Annotated in this window: 16 protein-coding genes and 2 pseudogenes; 6 read left to right on the forward strand and 12 right to left on the reverse strand. The window is 52.2% G+C overall.

Features of this window, described 5'->3' with window-relative positions; translation table 11 throughout:
• Nucleotides 1-61: 61 nt before the first annotated feature.
• Nucleotides 62-1,534: an ISNCY family transposase gene (locus tag SJQ66_RS22240; protein WP_046154275.1), complete on the forward strand. Its 1,473-nt coding sequence runs from the start codon at nucleotides 62-64 to the stop codon at nucleotides 1,532-1,534.
• Nucleotides 1,535-1,603: 69 nt separating this feature from the next.
• Here SJQ66_RS22240 and SJQ66_RS22245 read toward each other — a convergent pair whose 3' ends face one another.
• From SJQ66_RS22245 to SJQ66_RS22260, 4 genes are all read right to left on the reverse strand, one after another.
• Entirely contained in the window at nucleotides 1,604-2,728 is a 1,125-nt protein-coding gene (locus SJQ66_RS22245) for a CblD like pilus biogenesis initiator family protein (RefSeq protein WP_082103196.1), read from the reverse strand.
• A gap of 106 nt (nucleotides 2,729-2,834) precedes the next feature.
• Nucleotides 2,835-5,582 carry a TcfC E-set like domain-containing protein gene (locus tag SJQ66_RS22250; protein WP_320534558.1) on the reverse strand — a complete coding sequence of 916 codons (2,748 nt, stop codon included), beginning with the start codon at nucleotides 5,580-5,582 and terminating at the stop codon, nucleotides 2,835-2,837.
• Nucleotides 5,583-5,624: 42 nt separating this feature from the next.
• Nucleotides 5,625-6,146 carry a CS1 type fimbrial major subunit gene (locus SJQ66_RS22255; RefSeq protein ID WP_082103200.1) on the reverse strand — a complete coding sequence of 174 codons (522 nt, stop codon included), beginning with the start codon at nucleotides 6,144-6,146 and terminating at the stop codon, nucleotides 5,625-5,627.
• A 10-nt stretch (nucleotides 6,147-6,156) separates the two neighbouring features.
• Entirely contained in the window at nucleotides 6,157-6,840 is a 684-nt protein-coding gene (locus SJQ66_RS22260; RefSeq protein WP_157684964.1) for a hypothetical protein, read from the reverse strand.
• A gap of 1,151 nt (nucleotides 6,841-7,991) precedes the next feature.
• Between SJQ66_RS22260 and SJQ66_RS22265 the strand changes: the two genes are divergently transcribed.
• From SJQ66_RS22265 to SJQ66_RS22275, 3 genes are all read left to right on the forward strand, one after another.
• Nucleotides 7,992-12,095 carry an ankyrin repeat domain-containing protein gene (locus SJQ66_RS22265; protein WP_320534559.1) on the forward strand — a complete coding sequence of 1,368 codons (4,104 nt, stop codon included), beginning with the start codon at nucleotides 7,992-7,994 and terminating at the stop codon, nucleotides 12,093-12,095.
• Complete coding sequence (locus SJQ66_RS22270; RefSeq protein WP_157684966.1) at nucleotides 12,092-12,562, forward strand: hypothetical protein; 471 nt, start codon at nucleotides 12,092-12,094, stop codon at nucleotides 12,560-12,562. Before SJQ66_RS22265 ends, SJQ66_RS22270 begins: the two co-directional genes overlap by 4 nt.
• A gap of 126 nt (nucleotides 12,563-12,688) precedes the next feature.
• The gene (locus SJQ66_RS22275; RefSeq protein ID WP_320534560.1) at nucleotides 12,689-14,638 is read left to right on the forward strand and encodes an IpaD/SipD/SspD family type III secretion system needle tip protein; all 1,950 of its coding nucleotides are present in this window, start codon (nucleotides 12,689-12,691) and stop codon (nucleotides 14,636-14,638) included.
• Nucleotides 14,639-14,758: 120 nt separating this feature from the next.
• On the opposite strand, the gene SJQ66_RS22280 is transcribed toward SJQ66_RS22275, so the two are convergent.
• From SJQ66_RS22280 to SJQ66_RS22290, 3 genes and pseudogenes are all read right to left on the reverse strand, one after another.
• On the reverse strand, nucleotides 14,759-15,118 hold the full coding sequence (locus SJQ66_RS22280; protein WP_024902837.1) for a hypothetical protein: 360 nt from the start codon (nucleotides 15,116-15,118) through the stop codon (nucleotides 14,759-14,761).
• Between the two features lie 136 nt (nucleotides 15,119-15,254).
• Nucleotides 15,255-16,211, reverse strand: a complete 957-nt coding sequence (locus SJQ66_RS22285) for a hypothetical protein (RefSeq protein ID WP_320534561.1) — start codon at nucleotides 16,209-16,211, stop codon at nucleotides 15,255-15,257.
• A gap of 166 nt (nucleotides 16,212-16,377) precedes the next feature.
• Nucleotides 16,378-16,602, reverse strand: a pseudogene (locus SJQ66_RS22290) (transposase domain-containing protein); the annotation flags it as partial.
• A gap of 306 nt (nucleotides 16,603-16,908) precedes the next feature.
• Between SJQ66_RS22290 and SJQ66_RS22295 the strand changes: the two are divergent.
• Both SJQ66_RS22295 and SJQ66_RS22300 read left to right on the forward strand, forming a co-directional pair.
• On the forward strand, nucleotides 16,909-17,109 hold the full coding sequence (locus SJQ66_RS22295; RefSeq protein WP_320533730.1) for a hypothetical protein: 201 nt from the start codon (nucleotides 16,909-16,911) through the stop codon (nucleotides 17,107-17,109).
• Entirely contained in the window at nucleotides 17,099-19,177 is a 2,079-nt protein-coding gene (locus SJQ66_RS22300) for a recombinase family protein (RefSeq protein WP_320533729.1), read from the forward strand. Before SJQ66_RS22295 ends, SJQ66_RS22300 begins: the two co-directional genes overlap by 11 nt.
• Here the strand turns inward: SJQ66_RS22300 and tnpC are convergent.
• From tnpC to SJQ66_RS22325, 5 genes and pseudogenes are all read right to left on the reverse strand, one after another.
• Nucleotides 19,178-19,939, reverse strand: a pseudogene (tnpC, locus tag SJQ66_RS22305) (IS66 family transposase); the annotation flags it as partial. It abuts the gene before it with no gap.
• Between the two features lie 70 nt (nucleotides 19,940-20,009).
• Nucleotides 20,010-21,257: a group II intron reverse transcriptase/maturase gene (gene ltrA, locus SJQ66_RS22310; protein ID WP_320534562.1), complete on the reverse strand. Its 1,248-nt coding sequence runs from the start codon at nucleotides 21,255-21,257 to the stop codon at nucleotides 20,010-20,012.
• A gap of 521 nt (nucleotides 21,258-21,778) precedes the next feature.
• Nucleotides 21,779-22,390, reverse strand: a complete 612-nt coding sequence (locus tag SJQ66_RS22315; RefSeq protein ID WP_320534563.1) for an IS66 family transposase zinc-finger binding domain-containing protein — start codon at nucleotides 22,388-22,390, stop codon at nucleotides 21,779-21,781.
• A gap of 44 nt (nucleotides 22,391-22,434) precedes the next feature.
• On the reverse strand, nucleotides 22,435-22,779 hold the full coding sequence (gene tnpB / locus SJQ66_RS22320) for an IS66 family insertion sequence element accessory protein TnpB (protein ID WP_046154715.1): 345 nt from the start codon (nucleotides 22,777-22,779) through the stop codon (nucleotides 22,435-22,437).
• Nucleotides 22,776-23,156 (reverse strand): transposase, encoded by a 381-nt coding sequence (locus tag SJQ66_RS22325; protein WP_320534119.1) that lies wholly within the window; start codon nucleotides 23,154-23,156, stop codon nucleotides 22,776-22,778. The genes tnpB and SJQ66_RS22325 overlap by 4 nt, the downstream gene beginning before the upstream one ends.
• Nucleotides 23,157-23,171 lie beyond the last annotated feature (15 nt).

The following is a 23,171-nucleotide window of genomic DNA, read 5'->3' on the forward strand; positions in this document are numbered from 1 at the left end:
ATGTCTGGTCCTGCTCCGCGGCGCATCATGTTTTTCTGCAAATGTGCGTCGGGAGCCGATGATGGACAGTTCCGCGAGGATCACAATCAGCATGAACGAACTCGAGCGCGTCAAGTTGATCCAATCGGTGATTGAGCACCGCTTGAGCGGTGTACAAGCGGCCGAACGATTGGGTTTGAGTGAGCGCCAGGTGACGCGGCTACGACGTCGCTATGAGCAGTATGGACCGGCAGGATTGATCTCCGGCAAACGTGAACGGCCGAGCAATCGTCAACTCTCACCGAATTTGCATACCCGTGCGATTGCCATCGTGCGAGAGCGGTATGCGGATTTCGGGCCGACGCTGGCATGCGAGAAGCCCAGAGAGTCGCATGGGATTATTCTGGCCAGAGACACCGTGCGCAGATGGATGTGTGATGCTGGCTTGTGGATACCACGCAAACAGCGTGCGCCGAAGGTGTATCAGCCGCGCAATCGCCGAGCGTGTTACGGCGAGCTGATCCAGATCGACGGCAGTGACCATTATTGGTTCGAGGACCGCGTGCCATCTTGCACGTTATTGGTGTTTATCGACGACGCGACGAGCAAGCTGATGACGCTGCATTTTACCGAGACCGAATCGACCTTCAGCTACTTTGAAGCGCTACAACAATATCTGGCCGCACACGGCAAACCTGTGGCGTTGTACAGCGACAAATTCAGTGTCTTTTACGTCAAGGATCGCCTCAGTACGGCGGGCAAAGGCGTGACGCAGTTCGGGCGCGCTGCTTATGAGCTCAATATCGAGACGTTTTGCGCCAATACGAGTCAGGCCAAAGGGCGTGTCGAGCGTGCCAACAAGACCTTGCAGGATCGTCTCGTGAAGGAAATGCGTTTGCGAGGCATCGACACGAAGGCGGCGGCGAACGCCTATGCGCCCTCCTTTATCGCTGACTTCAACCGGCGCTTTGCGAAGCAGCCTAGGAGCAATCACAATGCGCACAGGCCGGTTCGAGAAGACGAAGATATACGGCAAATCCTGGCGTATCGCGTGCCGCGCAAAGTCTCGAATGCACTGACGGTGCAATACGACCGCGTGATGTACTTGCTGGACGACACGGCAGATAATCGCCGTCTCATGGGGCAATATATTGAGGTGGTCGAATATCCCGATGGCGCAATCGAAGTGCAGGCCAACGGCGTGGCTTTACCGTATCGGGAATATGACCGGATCACGCGTATTGATCAAGGCGCCGAAGTCGAGAATAAGCGCTTATCGGGCGCATTAGCGGTGGCGCGCATCCTGCAAGCCCAGCGTGATGACCGACGTGCGTCGAATTCGCCTTCACGTACGCACATCGGCGAACAGGTCAACGCAAAAAAGGCGCTAGTCGGCTTAAAGAAACAACGTGCCCTGACAGTGAACGACTTCAACGCGGCGGTAGACAAAGTCACACAAAGAGCTAAAGCTGAACGGGAGGCGGCTTCGCCGCCCAACCCCCACATCATAAAAATGAACGGCAAAACCACAGCCAAACCAAAGCGAGCAACCTGACATTTCTAAAAAGCCAGGCAGGGGGTGCGGCGGATTTCTTGGACTACCGTTTCCCCCTTTTCAAGCCTATCAAGGATTCTGATCTGTGGACGGACTGAACGACACCTGCAATGTCCCGTTATATTGTCCAGGTTGTTGATCTTTTTGCTTGAAAGCTGGCGTATGTAAATGCAAGGTCCATGGCACGCATATGACCGTACCATTAATTCCAGGAAGAACGACGGGGCGAATTTGATCTCCTGGTGAAATTGTAAAATTTCGCGGTGCACCTGACGAAAACGGAATTTCTGTGCTTGATGGATCACCTGGATTTGCAGCAGAAACTTCATAATTAATCTTTGATGACTCGCTGGTTCGATTTAACATATTTTCAGCAGTGACAAAAAAACCTTTACTACTTGTGTCAGGATTTGTAACTGTCAAGGTAAACTTTTTGCTGTTACTATTATAACCGTCATAAAGACAAGATTCGATTGTCGCATCCCCGCTTTCAGTTGCCTCTGGTTTTGCAAACGGATTCGCAACCAATCGCAAATCAACGCTCGGTTTTGATCCGCTTAAATTAGGAAGATACATTTGCATATTTTTATTGTCCGTCATTTTTAAAACAAGATTCAAAGTATCCCATTGCATCCATTTGTTGCCGCTTGGGGTAACTTTGTATTGATGCAATAGTAATGACGCTCTCCAAATACCGCCGTATGGAAGTGCTGGTACTGTATCGGCCATCTCAAGATAGTATTTGGTATCACCAAGATCAGTGTTGCAATCACCCATTACATTAAACTTTGTCTTCATACCGTCCGAAGTGCATTGTTGAGATGATTGATCGGATTTATATTCACGATATGCGTTGAAATCGACTATAGCCGTCGCTCCAGAGCGTTGCTCCGTAAATTTCAGTTTTATCCGAGTCATCCCTGGTATTGGCGGTGAAACCCTCCCCCCCGGGTTTGTATCACATGCACCATTCATGGGATCAGTTTCGCTACCACATACCAGACCTGTATATCTGCTTTTGTCAATATCGCTTCCGCCATATATGACGAAATCGGTCGAAGGTGGAGACGATCGATCGAAATCAAAGGTAAAGGTGTGATGATAGGCAAAAACATTAATATTCCATAATGCCAATGTTGCCATAGAAATGTTTCTTAATATAGAAAAACATTTTTTCCTAAAATTATCAATCATTTTTTATCCTATATAGATATCATCTATGTCATTTCAATGATGGCGATAAATCTCTTTGGTTTATCGCCAATAAATTAAGCTGACATGAAAAATTGAAACGTTCGGCTTAGGTACCCGGCTGCGAGATTAGTGGTACCGCATCCTTCTTTGTCATAGCCACATCTCGCGTGATCGGAACATGATGTTCCGTGAGGAGCTTGACGACCTGTGCGTTGTGCTGAATGCTGGAAGGCAATGCCGACGGATCGACTGGCAGGCAATGCACGGTGTGTACATTGAACAATGATTGAGTCGATATCACTGATGGCATCGAACATTCGAACAAGGATTTACCAGACAGCACATCAAGCGCCGTCGGTTGCTGATGGAAGTCAGCTGCGAATGTTCCATCGCCATTCAGCTCAACAAAATCTCCACCCAAAATAATGCCATCTGAAAGGCTTCGCTTTTTATCAGTGGTTAGCCGGCCAACATAGGTGTACGTGAATTCCACCTTGGCAGGCTGGCGCCCTATGTGACCCGGCAGCATGAACCATGTCCGCTTCCCGAGACCATTCTTGACATAAGCGACGCCGCCCCCCTGCTCAGCATTAGGATCTTCGATATCAACGTCGACAGGTCGATATGCTGTTTGGGGAAGAAATACGCTCCGTCCGCTGCGTACCCCCTCTTCCGACAGTCCATCGCCGCGCACGTTGGCCACGGTTTGCGAGGAACTTGGGTCTCCTCCTTTCGCGGACACTACGACGGCCGCATCGGGTCGGTCATCCCCCGTATCGCTACCGACAAAAACACCGTCCGAAGATATACCAATCGTTCCGGCATAGGCACCAGTGAAAGCAGGAACGGAGGCGCCCATCCGAGCATCATAATGTTCGCTGACCCCAGCATCGACGGTACCATCCTGTCCTGCCAACCTGCCATGCGTACTGACGTCTATGTTGCCGTTTTGCGCAGCGTACAAACTTCCGCTTGCCGATTCGTGCATTGCTTCCTGTCGCGTAAGATCCGCAGACATGCCAACTCTGCTTTGCAATCCATCTTCCGTACTTTCAAGGTTGTACGTTAGCGCACTATCAATGCTCGTTCTATTGCCTGCACTTCCAACTTCAGCCGCATGATGCAATTGCAATGCTAGGTAAACGCCTCTGTCGGCGCGGCGATCGACTCGACGAACGTACACACTTGCATCAGCATCAATATCCATATTCCGCCAGACGAACGCATGCGATGCTGATAACTGTAGACTTGACGATTGGCTGCGTCTATGAATCCACACTTGATGCATCGAGCCTGCAGTGAAATATTGCGGACGAAGCCAATTTTCGTCCGGATCAACCATGTCATTTGAACCGGGGGCCAGATAACCATAGACCCACTCGGAACTCGAATGTGAGAGTCCGGCGCGCACCTGCCAACCAAAGAACGGGTGAGATAGCGATGCGGTCAAATAGGTATCACAGGACGATGCGCGCGACACACTACAGTCACTGGAACGCGAATCCTCCCATGACAACGATGCGGAATAAGGCCCACTCCAATTGATGCTCTCTGCATTCCCGCGCGCTCCATCACTGCCGCCGAAGATCGAAGTGCTAACGTCGAGCACACCAGCGGAAAACTGACGTTGCCAATCCAGACGGGCCTCGCCATAGATAATGTCGTTTTGGTCCTCAACTCCGAAGGTCACGCTAGTGTTACCGCTAAGAGAAAGCTTGATGCCACCCAGTACCGCTTTCCCCGCGCCGTCGTTCGCGTAATTCAAGGAACTGGATTTCCCGGCCTCGGCGAACCACTGAAAACCGCCAGGACTGTCTAGACCGCCGTCTATACGCGAAAACGGTCGGGATTCCGTGCGGACTTCGTGTCCATTTTCGACGATGCGCAGTGTCAGCAAGTATGTTCCCGGAGGAAATGCACTCGTATCAAGTTCGTGAATGCCCGATCGAAAGTAACTACTTGAAAGCAATTGCGCACCGCGATAAGCATCCACGCGCGCGTCTTGTGAAAGCAAGATAGTCACTGGTGTTCGCCGACTTTGTGCCTCGGAGCTAACATAAGCCTGCGTTGTGCCAAACCGGACGCCATCTACACGATCGAGGGGAAGCATTGAAAATGCGAACGTGCCGCCCATCGGCGTCGACAAGTCTCGTGCATCCATTCTGCCAACTTGTACATACAAGCGACGCCCAATATCATATCGATAGTAAAGATTACTAAAATCTAATTCTGTTTGTTGTCCCCAAGCATTACCGTTATATGAGAACATATAATCTGATGCAAGAAAGCTACTGGCGCTTACACCAAGTGCCGCATGTGCGTCTAAGGTAGCGCTCCGATACCCGGATGATCCGGCAATCGCTAGTGACGTTTGCTGAATAAATGCTCGCGACGTATTCACGCTGGGACTAAACCATTGTGAATGTTCTTGACCAACCGGAGCGAGTAGCGAATTCCGAATAAAAATGTCAGCCTCGGCATTTTGTTCATCATATATGACGTCAATACTTTTGCTATTAATATACCCGCAACGTTGGGTACCTGCTCCACGAATGTCACAAGCTAAATCACGATGGAGTGCCATAGGTTTTTTCAGTCGCTGAAACAGTATTGCACGCTCGTTTTCCCCTACATTTTTCTTCAAAGGCAATATCATCAAGATCTGCTCAGGGTTAGAAAATGTAATGTGATCCGTAGTAACGCGCGCGTTGAATAGCCCTAAAGACTTTCCTCCAATACGGACATCGATTTTTTCCGATTCACCGATCGTGGCGAGATTCTCAAACCCTGGTGGAACCAGGGTTGCCGGTGTCTGCGCCGCCATCACTGGCTGAATTAAACCGAAGTCAAACAATAATATTCCGGACAAGAAAATGCGAGACACCGAATTCATAAGTTAACTAGTCACAGTTGGAGTCTGCTGTTGCAGATCGATAATTACCGTACCCTTGTATGCACCTTGTGCTATGCCTTTTGACGCGGCTGGTGCAAAATTAAAATCGATTGCGGCAGTGTTTCCATTTGTAAATAGCGTATTTGCTTTAAATAAGGTTTCACTTGATTTCAGCGGAGTATTATTCATCTTTACCGTCAAAGGGATCTGGTTCGTACCGCTGAAAAGTACAGGCGTCATCGGAACCGATGCAACAATATTGTTCGTTGGTGCATTAGTGGCGAGAATCGCGTTGACATCAGCGGGTGACAGGGTGTTCGTTATAAGACTGTATTTCATCGATACATTGGGGTCGAGCGCACTTCCATCAGGCGCAGTTAATTGCAGCATAGAATCGACGTTTGCAGTAATGTTAAACTGCTGCGTTATCAATGATCCGGGAACGTCCCTACCCTTGTTCCCTGCAGCGAACGCAGGCAAACAAGTCACCATTGCCATAATTCCAATAAACGTTTTAACCTTCATGATTTTCCTTTTAACTGCTAGAGACCACAGCACGGGGATCTCGTGCCGGCTGGGGCAACATGCCCCGAGCTTCGTTATGCACCTCACCGTCAGGTGTCTTATATTCAATTCTGAATGTCTCACCTAGCTGCGCAGGCTTTGCATTGATAGGAAGTTTCTCTCCTGCATAGACGATATGTTTGACGTCCTTCCATTGGCAGCTATTTACGTCTGACGCCGATGTGCAATAGGCAACTCGTTCCACTCCCAAGTGAACATTGCCATCATTAATTAGGATTCCATTTTTCTCATCAAGAGACCATTCAGGAACCGCAACCCGAGGTTCGACTGTAATAAGTGGCGCCCAAACAATTGAAAGGCTGACTGAGGTAGAGACGCCACTCGCCGGATGACCGATAGCGGCCGTTGGCGGTGCAACCGGCTTGATGAAAACTCGGTAAAGTGTCTCTTTATCCGGCGGACCTTCCGCGATTAAGCGGATGACATGGATCTGGCGTGGCGCAAGAATAAGCCGCTGCGGCGATGCAACCAACGTCGGTTCATCAACAGGAGATACTGGTACATTTTTTTCCAGACTCGTGCCAGGATGTGACACGCGCATCACTGAAACCTCAATGTATTGAACTGCATCGGAGCGGGATAAAATCTTCAACTGCCCCAAACCGTTATCATGCGCAGAAATGGTGGACATCATTGGATATATCTCGACTGCCGCATGGACAGGTGCGAAAAAAGCGCATAGCAACACACCCGCAAGAGTGCGACAGAATTTAGTCATCGGATTTCTCTGGTAGAAAGAAAAGCATGCAATGCTCCACAAAAAGAAAGCGGATCACGCATCGGTAGAGCCCAAATAATAATTGGATTGGCCAGTCGCGCCGATGGGCCTTGGCGAAGATGAGCGTAGGCGGATGCCTAAATGCCGCCGCGGATATAGCCCATGTCTTGCATGCGAGAATTTTCGGAAATACGAGAATATTGGCCAATCCCGTTTCTTTCACATGGGCCTGGCCACAGTCCCTCACTCCTATCTGACATCAACTCTCGCATCTCACATCGCTATCACGGATAGCGTATATAAGAGAAGATTAGAAATACCTCCCTCGCGTCATTAGATGATCTACTATACCTAATATATATCACTGCAAATCTCATAGATAAAATATTAGGCTTAGATGTTTGCAATATAAAAGTTATAATAAATCAATATTTTGATAGTGTTTACTACTTATATTCCTATGATCGCTTCTTTATATACAGAGCAGCGGCTTATGAATTATTTTTCAAGCATGATATCTGAAGCGTATAAACGAAACGTAATGAGAATTGCAATGACACCGCATCTAAAATTGGGAGACTTCCCACTGCTTCGCGCCGCTGCTATCGAATCACCGAGTCACGATAAATTCTGCTACCTATTACCGGAGCAACATATTTGGCTCTGACACTATCTTAGCAAAATTAATTTTTAACGCATGCATTATATGTAATACTTTAAATCCTGATTTCTTCTAATAATTTAATATAGTAAATATAAAACCTCCTATTCTCGTATTAAATTGATATTTAAAATTTCCCGTGAATTTTCTCGATATTTTTAAATCACGCAATAAATCTCTTTTACTTAAACCAAGAAATAATACGTTAATTGAAATTAAAATCTCCTTGCAATGCATGTCCATATTATGTAACGCCTATCGATTAAGAAAGCGATAATGTTTAGCATAATTAATGTCAGGCGGACTATCGAAAAAAGCAATGTTATGTAGGATAGCACTGCGATTTTTCTATTTTCTGATCGCAGAGATATATCAGTAATGCATTTCTTGTTTGGAGATATATAGTATGAAAAATTTAACCGAATTCGAAACGATTCCTGCGTTTGACCGTTCCGCTTTTCTTGATATGCTTCTCTCGAACAATAATACGACTGGTAGTGAGGCCGATTCGACAACGCCAGTCGGTCCGTTACTGCGTCACCAAAGGGATGGCATTCCACACTGGATAGAGAGAACGCTAAATAATTCAGTTGCGTTACATAAAACATCTGAGGGATCAGACGAGAGCAAAGTCTCAGGCCCTAGTGCTAGCTGGAAGTCACAGCTTTTAATGAGGGGACTTCTTTTTTCGTCTGGAAACGTCCCACAGGCAACTCATTCCACCGCGATAGCTGAAAACAGTATTTCGTCTAACGCGTCGATTGCTTATCCCTTGTTAGCTGCATCAGCTGATAACGCATTTGCGTTCAGCGAACGTACCAATAACACCTTGCTTTTGGCTGACATCGGTACCGTGGCGCGACGGGAAAAGTCAATACGCGCAGAAGATGAAGAAAACGAGGAACAAGCAACAGGACGTCATCACCACTCGCACGCATTGTCTGAACGGCAGATGGCGAGCATGCGCACGTTGATGCATCGCAATCACATCAGCAGCGGCGATCGCCCCAACGGCGATCATGCTTCGCTAATCAACGACATGGTCTCCTATATACTGCAGCATCCAGAGAACCTTGGCATCGTAGCCCATCATCTTTGCCGAGTATCTCATGATTACGGCGGCCGCCGTACAGAGCCGCTCACGATGCAGCAACAGCATGCGATCGTCGACACATGGCTGGCGCAACGCTGCTTCGGCACCACGCCGGAAGCGTTTGTTGCAAACCTGTTATCCAGCAGAACCTCGGAACGCCCTTCTCTACCTTATGTTGAAAACATACGTCATCGTCTGATCGATAAGATGCGTCAGATGACACCGTTTTTGTCGGCGCTGGATGCAACGTCACAGCGGTATCTTCACGCGCATGTCCTTGATCAAATGCTGCCGGGACTGATGTGGATACCCGCGGACCGGGATGAATTCGATCGGATGGAAGTTGGAACGGTCGAGTGGGGTTTCATTCAAGCAGGGTTGCGCTTTGCTGCGGACAATGGACTGCAGACGTCGAGCTGGGAAACGGCACAGGCACGCGCGGTGGGAGAAGCGTTAAATGCTCTCATTCAGGAAGGCGGTGCCCCGGCCGGATGGGTCGGCTACTTTGCATTCCCCGCGCAGCTATATGCAATCCGCAACAGAGAAAATTCGTCTACCGAAGCCAACTCAAATGGAAAAGAGGAGGTATTGGCGCAAGCACTCGCTGATTTCCAGGCTGCCATATTAGCCGAATTCGAACGCAGCAACCCATTTGCCCGCTTTACCAAGGAAATGGACGGTTATCTTACTCGACCGCAACTTGCACAAGCCATCCTAGAGCAGAAATGCCCAGGGCTGGCACATCCTGAAGAATATGTATCGTTATACCTTCACGCCGACGAACATGATTGCCTGATCGTTCCCAAAGGTGCCCCGTTCACGCACCCTGATCGCAAAGAGATTCCGCTTCCCCCCATCGCTGACGCTTTCGCGGAGCAAAACAGGCGAATCGCAGCGGCTGCCGGGGAAATTGATAACCTGATGCTACCGCTGGCATTTGAAGCCCTCGGCGAAAACGAACAACGCTTTTTATCGAGCGCAGAAGTACGACAAGTTCACGCTTCTTTTAGCGCGGCGCATACGATACGGGGCACTTTGGCAGGAAGTAACCGGCTTGCTGTGGAAGCGCTGATCCGACGCTTTCCAACCGATATCGCGCTGTTTGTCGCAAACAAAAATGGAGAAGAGCGCATTTACGCCATGTCACGGAAGAACGGAAAAGCTGATGCAGCAGATGGAGATCAGGCGGGGAGCTTCGGTTATACCGTGGAACGGATAGACCGCAACGAACATTTCTATTACTGGACATACCTAGATCGTTTCGGCGAGGATATGGGTCGCGACAAGGATTATCGTCTCGAAATAAATCCTTTTGGGGAGCCGCTCAAGCACACGAACGAAGCAAACTCGGTTTTATACGATGTTATTCGTAAGAGAAACGAAGACGCTTTTCGCAATGCATTACACATTCAGGGGTTTGAGGAAACGCCAATCGAGAAGGCGAAAAAGATGCTTTGGAGCATGCTGCCATTCTATGACTGCGGCATGGGCGTGGCGCAAGGAGATCGGACTGCAGTCCTATCTTGCGTGACGGATACACTCTCACTCATACCGCTTGTGGGACAAGCGGCATCGATGACGGAGCGTTTCGGCAGTGCGATCAGCCGAGCGACCTTATCCGCCCTACGCCAAGCCTCCGCGCGTGGCGCGGTGCGCGGCGTACTTGCCAAGACTGCCGGGATGATATTCAAGCAAGCAGGACTTGCCGGTGCAAAAACGTTGACATCCAATTCCTTCGCAACCTTGGGCGTGACCGCCTTACGCACGCTGGACCCCGGCGCAGCTTTATTACACAGTGCGGGCTCAGCCTCCATGCGTCAAGCAGCCCGACTCTTCGACAAAATGGGGGATGTCTATCCAGTCGTACGCCCGATCGCGAATGCTTTGATGCATCGGTCGGACTTGCTCGACAAACCGTTACTCTCAAGTCGAAAAGCACGCCTTCATGTGCCAAAAGGCGATATCGACGTCGATGTAGAGAAAATCGATCAGCGAATGTTGGACGGAGTAATGCAGGATATATTTGTCCGCGTGAATCCAAGTACAGGCGAGCGCTTTGGCCGCAAATATTATCTTGACGCGGGTGGAACGTTAGCTCTGGTTCCTCGAACGGTACGTCAGCGCCTGCACGATCTCACCCTGCATGGTTTGAGCGGACGTGGCGGGCCGGACGCGGCCCGTAAAATGGCGCGGGAGGATCGTCTTCTGGGCCAGCAAGCCGACGCTGCCAACCATGGTGCAGGCCATGCAGCGGATGCGCAGCAGGTGCCTGACGAAGCCCGGGACGCGCCTGACAGACCTGGCGCTCGCGAATTGCCGCCAATCGTCGACGCTGATGCCCCGCATGCTTTGAATGTTGCTCGGCCATTGCGGCCTAAGCCCGAACTCATAGACCTGCCCCAGGAAATGCTGGACATGATCGTAGCCGGCGGTGAGCTTCAAGATTTGAAAAATCTATACAATACGCATCCGCTTCTACGAGACACGGTCTCTGGCGTCTTTCGCCGAGAATGGGGATCACGTCAGGAATCCGTTGCATCACAAGCCGCATTGGCAAATCGGGTCGACGACCTTCGATTTCTTGCCACGATGGGAGTGAAAATCGACGGATCGTCCATCCTGGCAACAGCGATTAACCACCGCCTGGATGAGTCGACTTACACACAGCTCTTCGATTTGATCGGAACGCTCAACGGGGACATCCTTCCGGTTGCTGGCGCACAAAATCGGGATAACAGGCAAACAGCCCTTGAAGCTGCGATCCGTGCCGGTAATGCAAACGCTGTAAGTGCCCTTCTCAGTTATCGAAGTTATGTCTTGCCGGAGCAAGGCGAAAACGGACCAGGCTTTCTGGTAATTGCAGCAGAGGCCAACCATCTCGATATCGTACGACGCTTACTGGACTCCGGAAGGGTTGACGTCAACGACGTACGAAACGGTCGCACGGCGCTGTCCGAACAGTTGTTCAACCACGACAGCAACGATCTCCCTGTCATGGAATATCTGCTTTCTCGACCGGATATCAATCTCGAAGCGCAATACATTTTTAAAGCTGAATTCCCCAAGAATCCGCGTAGGTTCTCGCTATACATCGAAGATCCACGGGTTGATGTCAATGCGCCGATGGACGCCGACCCTGCACTCTACGCAGCACATACCCCGCTCACAAAAGCGCTAGTGACCGCTCTTCGCAGTGGAGAAACATCCGACTTTTACGTACTGGTCACATCACCACGTGTCGATGTTACGAAGGCAATTCAGTGCGATGACAACGTCTGGCGTACACCGCAGGAGTTCATGGCTTACTTCGCCGAACGCAGCGGTTGGGAGGACCCAGATAACATTGGTCTTTTCGTAGATTTTCAATTATCCGATCAGATTGCTAGGCGCCGGATAGCACAAGGAAATCCGGCATGATGCCTGTCGACAACGCGCTTCCCTCTCGCTCCGCGTCCTGGCGGCAGACCAATATACATATCGCCTGCGCGCGCGGTGGTGATTCAGGTATTACGACTCAAGAGGAAATTCTTAATGTGTCGAATACGTCAGGAGAAACCAAATCTGGTGTCTGTGCAAATATCAATGCGCAATATAGTGTCAGAGATGGGCCTTCAGCCTGGACGAAAAGCACGCCTCTTACCAGTGCAATCTATTTAGCATTGCGAACAGCTTTTGTTGAAAATTTCAATGTTATCACGAGCGAAAGAGTAAGATTTGATCAGAAGGTTTGCGTTGGCAACACGACCGTCACATCGGAAGAATTTGCTGTTTTGATGGCATCTGCCCTGGGCCGAACACTCTCCGACACGGTACTTCAATATATGCTGGATGAGATGGAGGCGCACACCAGCCGTAGGATGTGGGATATGTGCAAAATTTGCTGAGCACAACCAGTAAAGAGGCCAGTTTAAACCCATCGACGCTGGCGTAACGAACGAATTTTGAGCGCTAGTGTCAATGCGTATCGTCTATAAAAGTGGTTCCTTAACACAACACGATACGCATATACAATGAAACTTGACAGCGACCTTCTTCTATTCCGCAATCCAGCAACTCGGGAGGCGGCGGCTTCTAGACCGACCTATACGAACACATCTCCATCATACGAAACTGCATCACATAACGGGGTTGCATTCGATTCAACAGCACTTCCAGGAAAAATGGTATCCCGTATCGTCAAAGGCATGCAACGCAGCGGCTTGTACGGCATGCCGCCCGCGCTTATCACAGACACTGGAAACGAACAATTGTCCGTCGCGCGCGGTCGCATGAACCGTGTGCTATCGGCAGTTGGAGGTGGTGAAACCGCCAATGTTTCGCTTGCCTTACAAGCGCATCATACGCTTCAGACGCAAGCTGTAACGCGGCTCAACGCGCTCCTCAAGCAAGCTGGATTATCGTCGACAGACAACACAGCACACCCTTTGTGCAGGTCCACTTCAGCAGTGCTAGCCGTGACGGATACATCTTCGGCACAGTCCACGAAATCTACAGAGACTTCATCAAAAGTCAGTTCATCAGATGATCCGGATACAAGCACCCCAGCCGCTGTGGATGCCATTACGATTAATTCTCTCGATGAACTCAAAGCTTATTACGCTACCTACGCTACCGAATACAAATCGCTGACAGACTATATAAAGCAGAATTACGCGACCGACCCTTCGGATTGTGAGACGAAGGCCAAAACATTTATGGATGAATACGGCTCGCAAACTTTTGTCCTCAACTCGGGAATCGATCCGTCTTACGCCATGCTGGCGCTGGGAAATGCAATGTCTGTCAGCAATATAGATTTGCCTAACAAGGGGCAATATCAAGTCTATCGCTTCAATGCCGGTGTCATTCAAGATTTTATGGATGATCAAGCATTTTGCGATCGTCAGAAACAAGATTATGACGCAGCGACAACGCTTTGGTCGGCTACCGCGACGAAATCGCAGCGGGGAGGAAAAGACGGACCTACTTACGATGTCGCCTATGCCGCGTTTAAAGAGATGGAAGCATCCTATGCTAATATGCCAGCGCATGTCAGCGTCATTCCACCTAATGAGGCTAATTTTTATATTATAAAAGCAGATCCAGCAGGCGGTTATTTTGTAACGCCGGCAGATGGATTCACGTCAATGATAGAGCACTGCAAGACATTCTTTACTACTTGGCATAACAATGGTGAATCTGAATCGTGTGACTCTGACAATCTGACTAAAGTTAAAATAGCGCCTCATGGGGACGCGGGAGCTTGGATTTGGAGCAACTACAACACCGATTGGATGAAGAACGTCACACAATACACAATCCAATCGCTCGTTTCTGGAGAGAGCGCTGTAGATCAAGCGATGGCACGTATGGACGAGCTTCAAAAATCGGATGTCGCTCAATATGGCGGGTTGAAGACATCGATCAGTGAAGCAAAAGAAGCAATTATCGACCCATATGGACAGCTCGTCAGCGAATACATGAACTACACTCAGGCAGTCACCGATGTGATGTCTGATCTTTCGAGCTATGTTACCGCCTCAGATGATGGATCGAAGGTAACATTCAAAGCAAACGAGTTGCGCGACGACATTCAGGCAAAATTGAACACACTATCCGGCTGGTCGATCACGCTGCCCGGGACGGCAGTCTTGTCATCCTCTGATTGGTCGAGCGAGCTGAAAGGGAACTTCAAGGCTACTTCGAACCCGGATGGCACCACTACGTTGACACTTGACCTTACGAACCTTCAAGGTATGCACGACTCACTTGCGAATTACTCTGATGGCGATATCAGCGTCACGCAATACAACGCTTGGTATTCCGGTTTCTCCAGCCAAAAAGACAATGTACAAAATCTATCTCAGAGTATCGCTGAAAAATTTTCAAAAATGAACACGACGTTTGATGATCTTGTCCGGGTGATGAGTTCCACCATCACGGCGCTTCTTGAAGCGGAGCAAAAGTCACTACAGTTTTAACATTATCAATTCGTCTAGAGCGTGTACTGATGTTCTAGACGAATTGATCATCGTCAGAATATCGACGAGTAATTATTTTTTTTTGTGATTACCATGGTGTGCATCGAGGCTCTTCTACAATTACACGATCATTTTCTGCATTTCAGTCGAATAGGCAGACAGGCTGATTTGCTTGAGCATTGCTTCGGCGGAAAGATAACTGTCGCCAAATCTTACACAACGCCCTCTCACGCCAAACCGTGCATCACTGACGATAATATCAAATATCCTATACTCGTTGTAAAGGAAAGCAAATTTGATTTCGGTGCTGAGTGCGGTTCGCTCCGAAGGATGACCAGATACCGCACATACGCGATTGATGTCAACCCTTAGATCAGTCAAATAGAATCGGTATTTCTCCGGGTCAACACCATAAGGTACCTCCGGCAGATCGCCCGTATGGACATTGATATCCTGAAACGAGAGAAGGTATTGCAGCACTTTCAGGTTTGGTCCGGGCCGACACAAGGCGCAGCGTAATACAGATTACCCACGATATATTCTGTCAACATCAAAACGGCCAGATTCGATGAGCGCCTTCAGACATGCCACGTTCCCGGAGGAACCGTAAGTGACGCTAAGAGACAATGCATTTCCGTCTTGATTGGTATGAAGGATGCGCTTGAATGGCCAGGACGATATCGTTTTTGAACCCTGGATGTGCACGAGCGTATCCAGCGTGATCGCGGCGTGCTACATCGCAAGCGGTTTCATAAGCGCCCCGATCGGAACGTACTTTGACGTTTACATTAATTCTCGAATCAGCGATCAAAAGATTGAATACTCGACGATCCCCGCTATGCATGGCCCATTCTATAGCGCTAGTCAAAGCGGTGTATTGTGTCGCGATGCCATGGACTTCATTGAGCCGCGCTCGTGGATCCCGCATTACCTCTCGATATTTTTCAGCGCTAACCGGCCCGAATCCACTCAGCACGCCTTCTGCATTCAAGTCGATATGCGGTAGAGAAAGCATATAGCGCACCATCGTCAGACTATTTCCAGGCCGAACCATTTCATGCCGCAAGGGTACTGAACCAAATACTGATTTATTGATATCCACCCTGCCTGAGCGTACCAAAGCACGTAATACAGGCATTTTTTCACAGCGTATAGCTGCGACAACGTAAGATACGCCACCACCATCTTCCGCTGGCAACTGATATCGCGGCTCTCGTAGGATTGCAGCGACTGCTGCAGGATTTCCCAGTTGGATGGCCGCTTCCAACACATCCAGTTTACGCGACATTCCGTCGGACAATCTGATTATTTGACCATTGACCTGCTGTGTCATTTGCAACAGCGCTTCGTACGTCTTCTGGTGTAATTTATGGTGCATTGCTTCCGACAACAAGCTTCGATCGTGGATGAATATATTGTCCATCGTCAGTCCTGCTTCGCCGGCGAATCGAATGGCGCCTGGCTCATCCGCACTGACGGCCTCGATCAGCTTCCGAATTTGTAATTCATGTGGCCAGGCTCGCTGAAACGTGCTGAACGCAACCTCTCGGCCCAGCGCGGTGACCTGTGCCATCGATGCGAGTCCGACCAGGTCGCAATGAAAAAATATAGGTTCAAGCTCATCCGTAAGCGTCGACCGAAGGCATCTTGTCAGCCGCGTATTTCATGTGGCCGGGTATCGATTGGCGGCATGCCGGTAGTGCCCATTTAAAAAATAAATGGGCACTTCAATAAGCTTTTTAAGCCTCGTGGAGTTTGCTGGAAGCGATGTTCCACGGCAGCAGATCGTCGATCTGATTCACCGGGTGATCAGCGATACGCGTTAGCACTTCGCGCAGATACGTCTCTGGCTCGATCCCGTTGAGTTTGGCCGTACCGATTAGGCTGTACATGGCGGCCGCACGTTCGCCCCCTGACTCCGAGCCAGCAAATAGATAATTCTTGCGGCCCAGCGCAATTTCCCGTTCATTCTGCCCATATCGGGCAGGAAGTCGAGATTCATTATCGTTGGCATCCGCTGTATGGGCGTCGCGTCAAGGTTAAAGACATCGAGCGTCGCGGCGGAGGTCAGGTCGTCCATGTGGAGGCGGACCCCGGTGTAATCAGGATGATCGCGGGATGGATGCTCGATGCCGCGATTTGTTCAGCGATGGTTCTCGGCGAACCGAGAGTTACCGTAGCGACACTGCATAATCTGCATCAATTGCTGGTCGATCTGCATTTGCGGGGAAACTCTCCGGACGGTTCCACCAACGTCCGGGAGAAACGCAATGGGCAATCTGCCAAACGTCGTTCCAGCAGGTCAACAGTTATCGCGGTCGATGCCGCCCCAGATGAACCTGATGTTCGACGCGGTCGAGCTTCAGGGGATGAACGCGGTGCAACGGGCAAACACGCTCAGGCATCTCGCATGCCTGTTGATGCAGGCGGCGGGCATCCCGACTGCGAAGGGGCGTAACGATGACGAATGATGATCGTTTGCCCGCAGATCTTCTTAAACGCAAGGCGGTAGTTTATGTCCGACAGTCCAGCCGAACGCAGGTCCAACTGAACCTCGAGAGCCGGCGCCGGCAGTATGACCTCGTGCAGGAAGCAAAGCGACATGGATTTCGCGACGTCGAAGTCATCGACGACGACCAGGGACGCTCGGCGAGCGGCACAGTTGCGAGACCGGGCTTTGATCGTCTGGTCGCGTTATTGTGTGCAGGCGATGTCGGCGCAGTGCTTTGCCTGGACGCCTCACGCCTTGCCCGCAATGGACGCGACTGGCATCATCTGCTCGAGCTCTGTGGTCTCGTTCAAGCGCGGGTAATCGACCTTGACGGTGTGTACGATCCTTGCCGGGCAAATGACCGGCTATTACTTGGCATGAAGGGCAGCATCAGCGAATTCGAACTCAACGTGCTTCGAACGCGCATGCACGACGCCAAACGAGAGAAGGCACACCGTGGTGAATTACGTATCAGCGTGCCGGTCGGCTATATCTGGCATCGTGATGTTGGTCTGGGTTTCGATCCAGACGCACGGTTGCAGGAAGTCATACGCCTGATTTTTACTCGTTTCCGGCAACTGGGCAGCGCGCGGCAGGTTCTGCTGTCGATGAACGCTGAACAGGTCCACTTCCCGCGCCCCTCTGACGGCCGGACGCTGACGCGGGTCGACTGGACTCCAATACGCTACCGTAACGTGATTTCGGTGCTCAAGAATCCGTTCTATGCTGGTGTCTACGCGTATGGCAAGAGCGGCAAGCAGATGACGATCGTCGAAGGCCGGGCACGCAAGAGCTACAAGCACCGCAAGCCGTTTGAGAACTGGGACGTCATGCTCCGGGAACACCACGAAGGCTACATCGACTGGGCGGAGTTTGAACGCAACCAGAAGAAGCTCGCGACAAATGCTTACGGCAAGGCGGGCGACGTAAAATCCGGTCGTGGTGGCCGCGCGCTGCTCGCTGGCCTGCTTGCCTGCGCACGCTGTGGACGTCGCCTGTCGGTGGCCTACGCTGGACGTATCCCGCAGGCCGTGTACCGGTGTGACCGCTTCGACACGTCAGCGCGATGTATGAGGTTCGGTGGTTCCCGTATCGATGCGACTGTCAGCAAGGAGCTTCTGCGCGTCGTGGAGCCATTGGCGATCGAAGCGGCACAACAGGCTGAGCAAATGCACATGGATACCCTGAACGAGCAGCAACAGATCGTGGAACTCGAACTGCAGCAGGCCCAGTACGAGGCCACGCTGGCTGAGCGGCGCTACGCCGCCTGTGATCCCGAGAACCGCCTGATTGCCGCGCAGCTGGAGAAGAACTGGGAAGCGGCATTACGTCGTGTACAGGCCTGCCAGACGCGCGTGGAGACGGTGACTGCACCAAAGGCGCAGGCTCCCCTGCCTGACTTTACGAAGCTCGCCGAAGATCTTCATGCTGCGTGGAATGCACCGAGCGTCGCCATGCGCACACGTCAACAGCTTGTTCGCGCGCTCATCGTCGATATCGTTGCCGACGTCGACGAGGCTACACGCGAAATCATTCTGACGATCCACTGGCAAGGCGGTCAACATTCCCGGCTACGGATTCGCAGGCCGCGAACTGGCGAGCATGGCTGCAGTACGTCAGACGAAGCGCTCGCGGTTATTCGCAGCATGGTAACCCGATGGTCCGACGAGGACATTGCTGCATCACTGAACCGCATGGGAATACGCACAGGACAGGGCAAGACCTGGACCGCACATCGTGTCAGCTCTGTACGGCATGTCCGCGATATCCACGCCTACAAGTCGGCAGATAAGGATGGCGACTGGCTGACGATGTCTGAGGCAGCGAAGGAGCTTGGTGTCACTCACTACATGATCCGGCGTTTGATCAACGATCGGATTCTGCCTGCCGAGCAGGTCGTGCCTGATGCCCCATGGCAGATTCGGACGATCGATCTGCACAGCGAAGCGGTTACCGCAGCACTGGCGCGCAAGTATCGCCCGTGTCGCAACGATGTCGAAGGCCAGATCCCAATGTTTATCCAGGTTTCAGAAGGAGGTGCACAATGAACGCCCCGTTGCCACGGCGCGCAACGCGCGTTCGACGGCGTTATTGTCGATCTCGCCCCGGCCATCCTGCACGAACCTGTTCAACGCCTTCCATCGGTTTAGCGCGTATTGGATCGCACCGGCGAGCGCCGATTTGGTCGATAGCGTTGGGATCAGCGAGTCCAACCACGCTCGCATACTATCGAGCAGCGGCTTGCTGTGTTCGGTTCGCACTTGCAAACGCTTGTCCGGCGGCTCCCCCCTGATCTGCTCTTCAATTGCATACAGTGCCGCGATGCGGCGCACCGCTTCGCCTGCCGCCGGTGACGGATGCGACTTCGTGAGTTCGTAGAATTTGCGTCTGGCATGCGCCCAGCAGGCCGCCTGCGTTCGCGCGTCGCCGTACAGCGCGTCATATCCCACAAATCCGTCGGCGTGGATGATGCCGTTGAACTCGCCGAGATGTCGTTGCGGATGTTCGCCGCGACGATCGGGCGTGAACGCCATCCATAATGCGGCGGCATTTGCCGAGCCCGCTGGGCGTTCGTCACGCACATACGCCCACAGCCGACCCGTGACAGTCTTGCCTTTGCCCGGTGCCAGCATCGGCACGGGCGTGTCATCAGCGTGCACGCTCGGCCCCGCCATTACATATCGGCGCAGCGCCTCTACCAATGGGCGCAGCAGTCGTGTGACACCGCCGACCCATTCACTCAGCGTCGAGCGATCTAAGTCCAGTCCGTCACGTGCATAGATGTGCGACTGTCGGTACAGCGGCAGGTGAGTGGCGCAGGGGAATCTCACCCCTGCGCTCTCCCAGAACCGGACGTGAATCTCTCGACTCATCCGGCTCCTATCGTCCAGTCGCTTGTATTGCCGCGCCCCAATGCGGACATAGCGTCGGAGCGCGATGTTGAAGATCAGACAGCCAATCCCAGGCCCTCGAGATATGGCCGCGAAGCTTCTTGTACTTGCGTCGCGCCCATCGCACTAGATGGAAGTCCAGTGCCTTCAGGGAACGTTGCAAGGTCGACGGATGGAAGAGCCCGTAATACCGTACCCAACCAACAATCTTCGGTCGAAGCCGCGCTAGCAGCTCCCCCAAATCATATCGGCTCAGGCGAGATAGGCCCCAATCACGCATCTCCTGCCGCATAGCTTTCGCCGCTTTGTCGCTCACGGCCGGCGAGAAGCTTGTGAACAACTCCCCTCGCCGATTCATCGCCTGTCTTGGCTTAAACGTATAACCAAGGAAGTCGAACCGCTTCACAGCAAAGTCACCACGCCGATTCGCATCGACGCAATATACGACCTGAGTTTTCTCTGGATGCAATTCCAACTGACACTGTGCCATACGAGCTTTAAGATCAGTCAATAACGACTGCGCCTCCGCTTCGCTTTCACAATGGCAGATGACGTCATCCGCATAGCGTTCAAACGACACCGTAGGATGATGTCGCTCCATCCATTTGTCGAACGCGTAATGCAGGAAGAGGTTTGCCAACAAGGGACTAATAACACCCCCTTGCGGCGTGCCCCTATCGCGCATTTGCCGTGTTCCGTCCGGCATCACCACATCCGCGCTCAGCCAGCGCCTAACATACAGCGCAGTCCACCGGCAGTCGGTATGCCGCTGCACAGCTTTCATCAATAGGGCGTGATCGATGTTATCGAAGAACCCCTTGATATCAAGGTCAAGCACCCAGGGACGTTGCCAGCAACGACTTCTGGCAACGCGCAAGGCATCGTGTGCCGAGCGCCCCGGTCGATAGCCATAAGAATCCTTATGGAATACCGGCTCCAGCAACGGCTCAAGCCGTCGCCGAACGACCATCTGTGCAATCCGATCAGCAACCGTGGGAATACCCAGCGGTCGCGTTTTGCCATCCCCCTTCGGAATGTCAACTCGCTTGACCGGTGACGGGAAGTAGCTGCCCGAGGCCATTCGATTCCAGATCCGGTAAAGATTCCTGCTTAGATCTCGATCGAACTCGATAATACCGACCCCGTCAACTCCGGCCGCGCCACGATTCGCTTTGACGCGCTTGTACGCGTCCCAAACTTCACGCTTGGTAATATCAAACGACTTTGCCTCAGACATGAACGTCATCCCCTTGCAGGTTGTGTCCATGCTGAGACCGAACGACGACGCCCCTTCGGTCCAGCTCCATTACAGAGCCTTCTACCCTACTACGAGCATCTCCGTCCCTGTGCCCCGCATCGGTACTCTCGTTCTCGCAGAGGCTTTCCACTTGAACTTCTCCCTTAACATCGGGACGACAGGTTCTTACGTTCCTTACTGAAGCCTGATACAGAGTCACGCCGCCTTCATGCCGGGCGCCGGTCGAGCAGTCGGCAGGCTTCCCTCGACCTTCATCCCGGGCTAACCACCAAGGCCCGGTTTCGACGCCATCTATATACGTTTCGACACCACATCGACGGTTCATTTTCATTCGTCTCTCTGTACCGCACCTGACGCAGTCATTGCTGCGCCTTTTCCTCAACGCTCACCACCAGAGCTCTTTACCCCAGCAGCTTGAGGTGGTTTGGAGCCTGCTCCTGCAAACCGACTCCGAGGGGCCCACCCTCATCTTCAATAAAGCACCACAGTTCTCCTTCCTGCTATGGAGGCTGTGTTCGTAACACACGGTGATCGGCATATTTGCCGATCATGACGTGTGCGAGCAAACCGGGACCGGCTAACCCTCGGGCAATGGGTCGTGACGGCGCGCTCGCTTGAACGAGTGTCTGACAGCATGCGCAACTGAATTTGGGACGCACGTGTCGAATGACACGCCAGCTCCCGGGCACGTACTCGAGCTGCTCGGCGACATCCTCACCGATTGGCTTGAGCGCACCGCCACAGTCCGGGCAGTCATCGCCTGAGGGCAGATGCTCGAGCGTGTCGCGTGGCAGGTCCTCCGGCAGCGGCTTGCGAGAGCGGTTTTTACGTTCTTGTTCGACAGGTGTGGCGGGCGGCGGATCTTCCCCGTTGTCGAGCAGCAATTCCTCGAGCTTGAGCTCGAGCTGACCGATCTCGGTCTCCAGCTTCTCGGACTTGCGGCCGTACATCTGGCGGCGAAGCGCCGCGATCTGAATCTGTAAATGCTCGATGAGCAGTTCGCGTGCGCTCAGATTCGATTGGAGTTTGCGCACCTGGCCGGCCAGATCCGCGACCATGCGCTGAAGCGCAACGACCTCGGTGGGGAGCGCACTGTTAGGGGATTCGGCCATGGCGACAGTTTACGCATTTCAGGCCCCGTATACAACTGCTACGACTACGCCGCACGGGGTGTGGCGGTGCGCTGTGGTCGGCGCCAGTCGATGCCTTCAAGCAACATGGACAACTGCGCAGCGCTCAAATGCACGCTACCGGAATCGGCCTGCGGCCAGACGAAGTAACCGTGTTCGAGGCGCTTGCAGAGCAAACACAGACCCTGTCCATCCCACCAGAGTACCTTGATTCGGTCGCCGCGCCGACCTCGGAAGACGAACACCTGGCCGCCGTACGGGTTGTTGGCAAGTTTGGTTTGCACGACAGCGGCCAAACCGTCGAAGCCACGCCGCATATCGGTCACGCCGGCAACCAGCCACACTTGCGTGCCGGGAGGTAGGCCGATCATACTGTGCGGGTTGATGCCAAGGTTTGCGAGATGAAGGTGCGCAGAATCTCGACCTCGACGTTCCCCCGAATGACGATCCTGGTCTGGCCATGCAGCCACTCGAGCTCAGTCGGGGGAACTGTGGCTAGCGGAGCACGAGCGTATTCTGAAGCAGTGGATGCGGCGCTGACGACGGGCACGAAGGTGACGTGATCGGCACGCTGATGCTCGCGACACCAGCGTGCCAGTTGATTGGCGTTGACGCCGTTGGCCAAGGCCAGAGCTGCACGAGAAACCTCCGGCAGCATGGACTGGCGCACAAGCTCTCGCTTGAATTCCTTGGTGAAACTGCGTCGCGCAGTGCGCGGCGTCACGGGTACCACTTGCTTACCTTCCATCGTCTGCATCCGTCG

The sequence above is a fragment of the Robbsia andropogonis genome (assembly GCF_034047095.1).
Taxonomy (GTDB): Bacteria; Pseudomonadota; Gammaproteobacteria; order Burkholderiales; family Burkholderiaceae; genus Robbsia; species Robbsia andropogonis.

Excerpts from the sequence above, each read along its gene's own strand:
- SJQ66_RS22240 (WP_046154275.1), top strand. The coding sequence starts at position 62 with ATGGACAGTTCCGCGAGGATCACAATCAGCATGAACGAACTCGAGCGC.
- SJQ66_RS22245 (WP_082103196.1), bottom strand. The coding sequence starts at position 2,728 with ATGATTGATAATTTTAGGAAAAAATGTTTTTCTATATTAAGAAACATT.
- SJQ66_RS22255 (WP_082103200.1), bottom strand. The coding sequence starts at position 6,146 with ATGAAGGTTAAAACGTTTATTGGAATTATGGCAATGGTGACTTGTTTG.
- SJQ66_RS22260 (WP_157684964.1), bottom strand. The coding sequence starts at position 6,840 with ATGATGTCCACCATTTCTGCGCATGATAACGGTTTGGGGCAGTTGAAG.
- SJQ66_RS22265 (WP_320534559.1), top strand. The coding sequence starts at position 7,992 with ATGAAAAATTTAACCGAATTCGAAACGATTCCTGCGTTTGACCGTTCC.
- SJQ66_RS22270 (WP_157684966.1), top strand. The coding sequence starts at position 12,092 with ATGATGCCTGTCGACAACGCGCTTCCCTCTCGCTCCGCGTCCTGGCGG.
- SJQ66_RS22275 (WP_320534560.1), top strand. The coding sequence starts at position 12,689 with ATGAAACTTGACAGCGACCTTCTTCTATTCCGCAATCCAGCAACTCGG.
- SJQ66_RS22285 (WP_320534561.1), bottom strand. The coding sequence starts at position 16,211 with ATGGCACAGGTCACCGCGCTGGGCCGAGAGGTTGCGTTCAGCACGTTT.
- SJQ66_RS22295 (WP_320533730.1), top strand. The coding sequence starts at position 16,909 with ATGGGCAATCTGCCAAACGTCGTTCCAGCAGGTCAACAGTTATCGCGG.
- SJQ66_RS22300 (WP_320533729.1), top strand. The coding sequence starts at position 17,099 with ATGACGAATGATGATCGTTTGCCCGCAGATCTTCTTAAACGCAAGGCG.
- ltrA (WP_320534562.1), bottom strand. The coding sequence starts at position 21,257 with ATGTCTGAGGCAAAGTCGTTTGATATTACCAAGCGTGAAGTTTGGGAC.
- SJQ66_RS22315 (WP_320534563.1), bottom strand. The coding sequence starts at position 22,390 with ATGGCCGAATCCCCTAACAGTGCGCTCCCCACCGAGGTCGTTGCGCTT.
- tnpB (WP_046154715.1), bottom strand. The coding sequence starts at position 22,779 with ATGATCGGCCTACCTCCCGGCACGCAAGTGTGGCTGGTTGCCGGCGTG.
- SJQ66_RS22325 (WP_320534119.1), bottom strand. The coding sequence starts at position 23,156 with ATGGAAGGTAAGCAAGTGGTACCCGTGACGCCGCGCACTGCGCGACGC.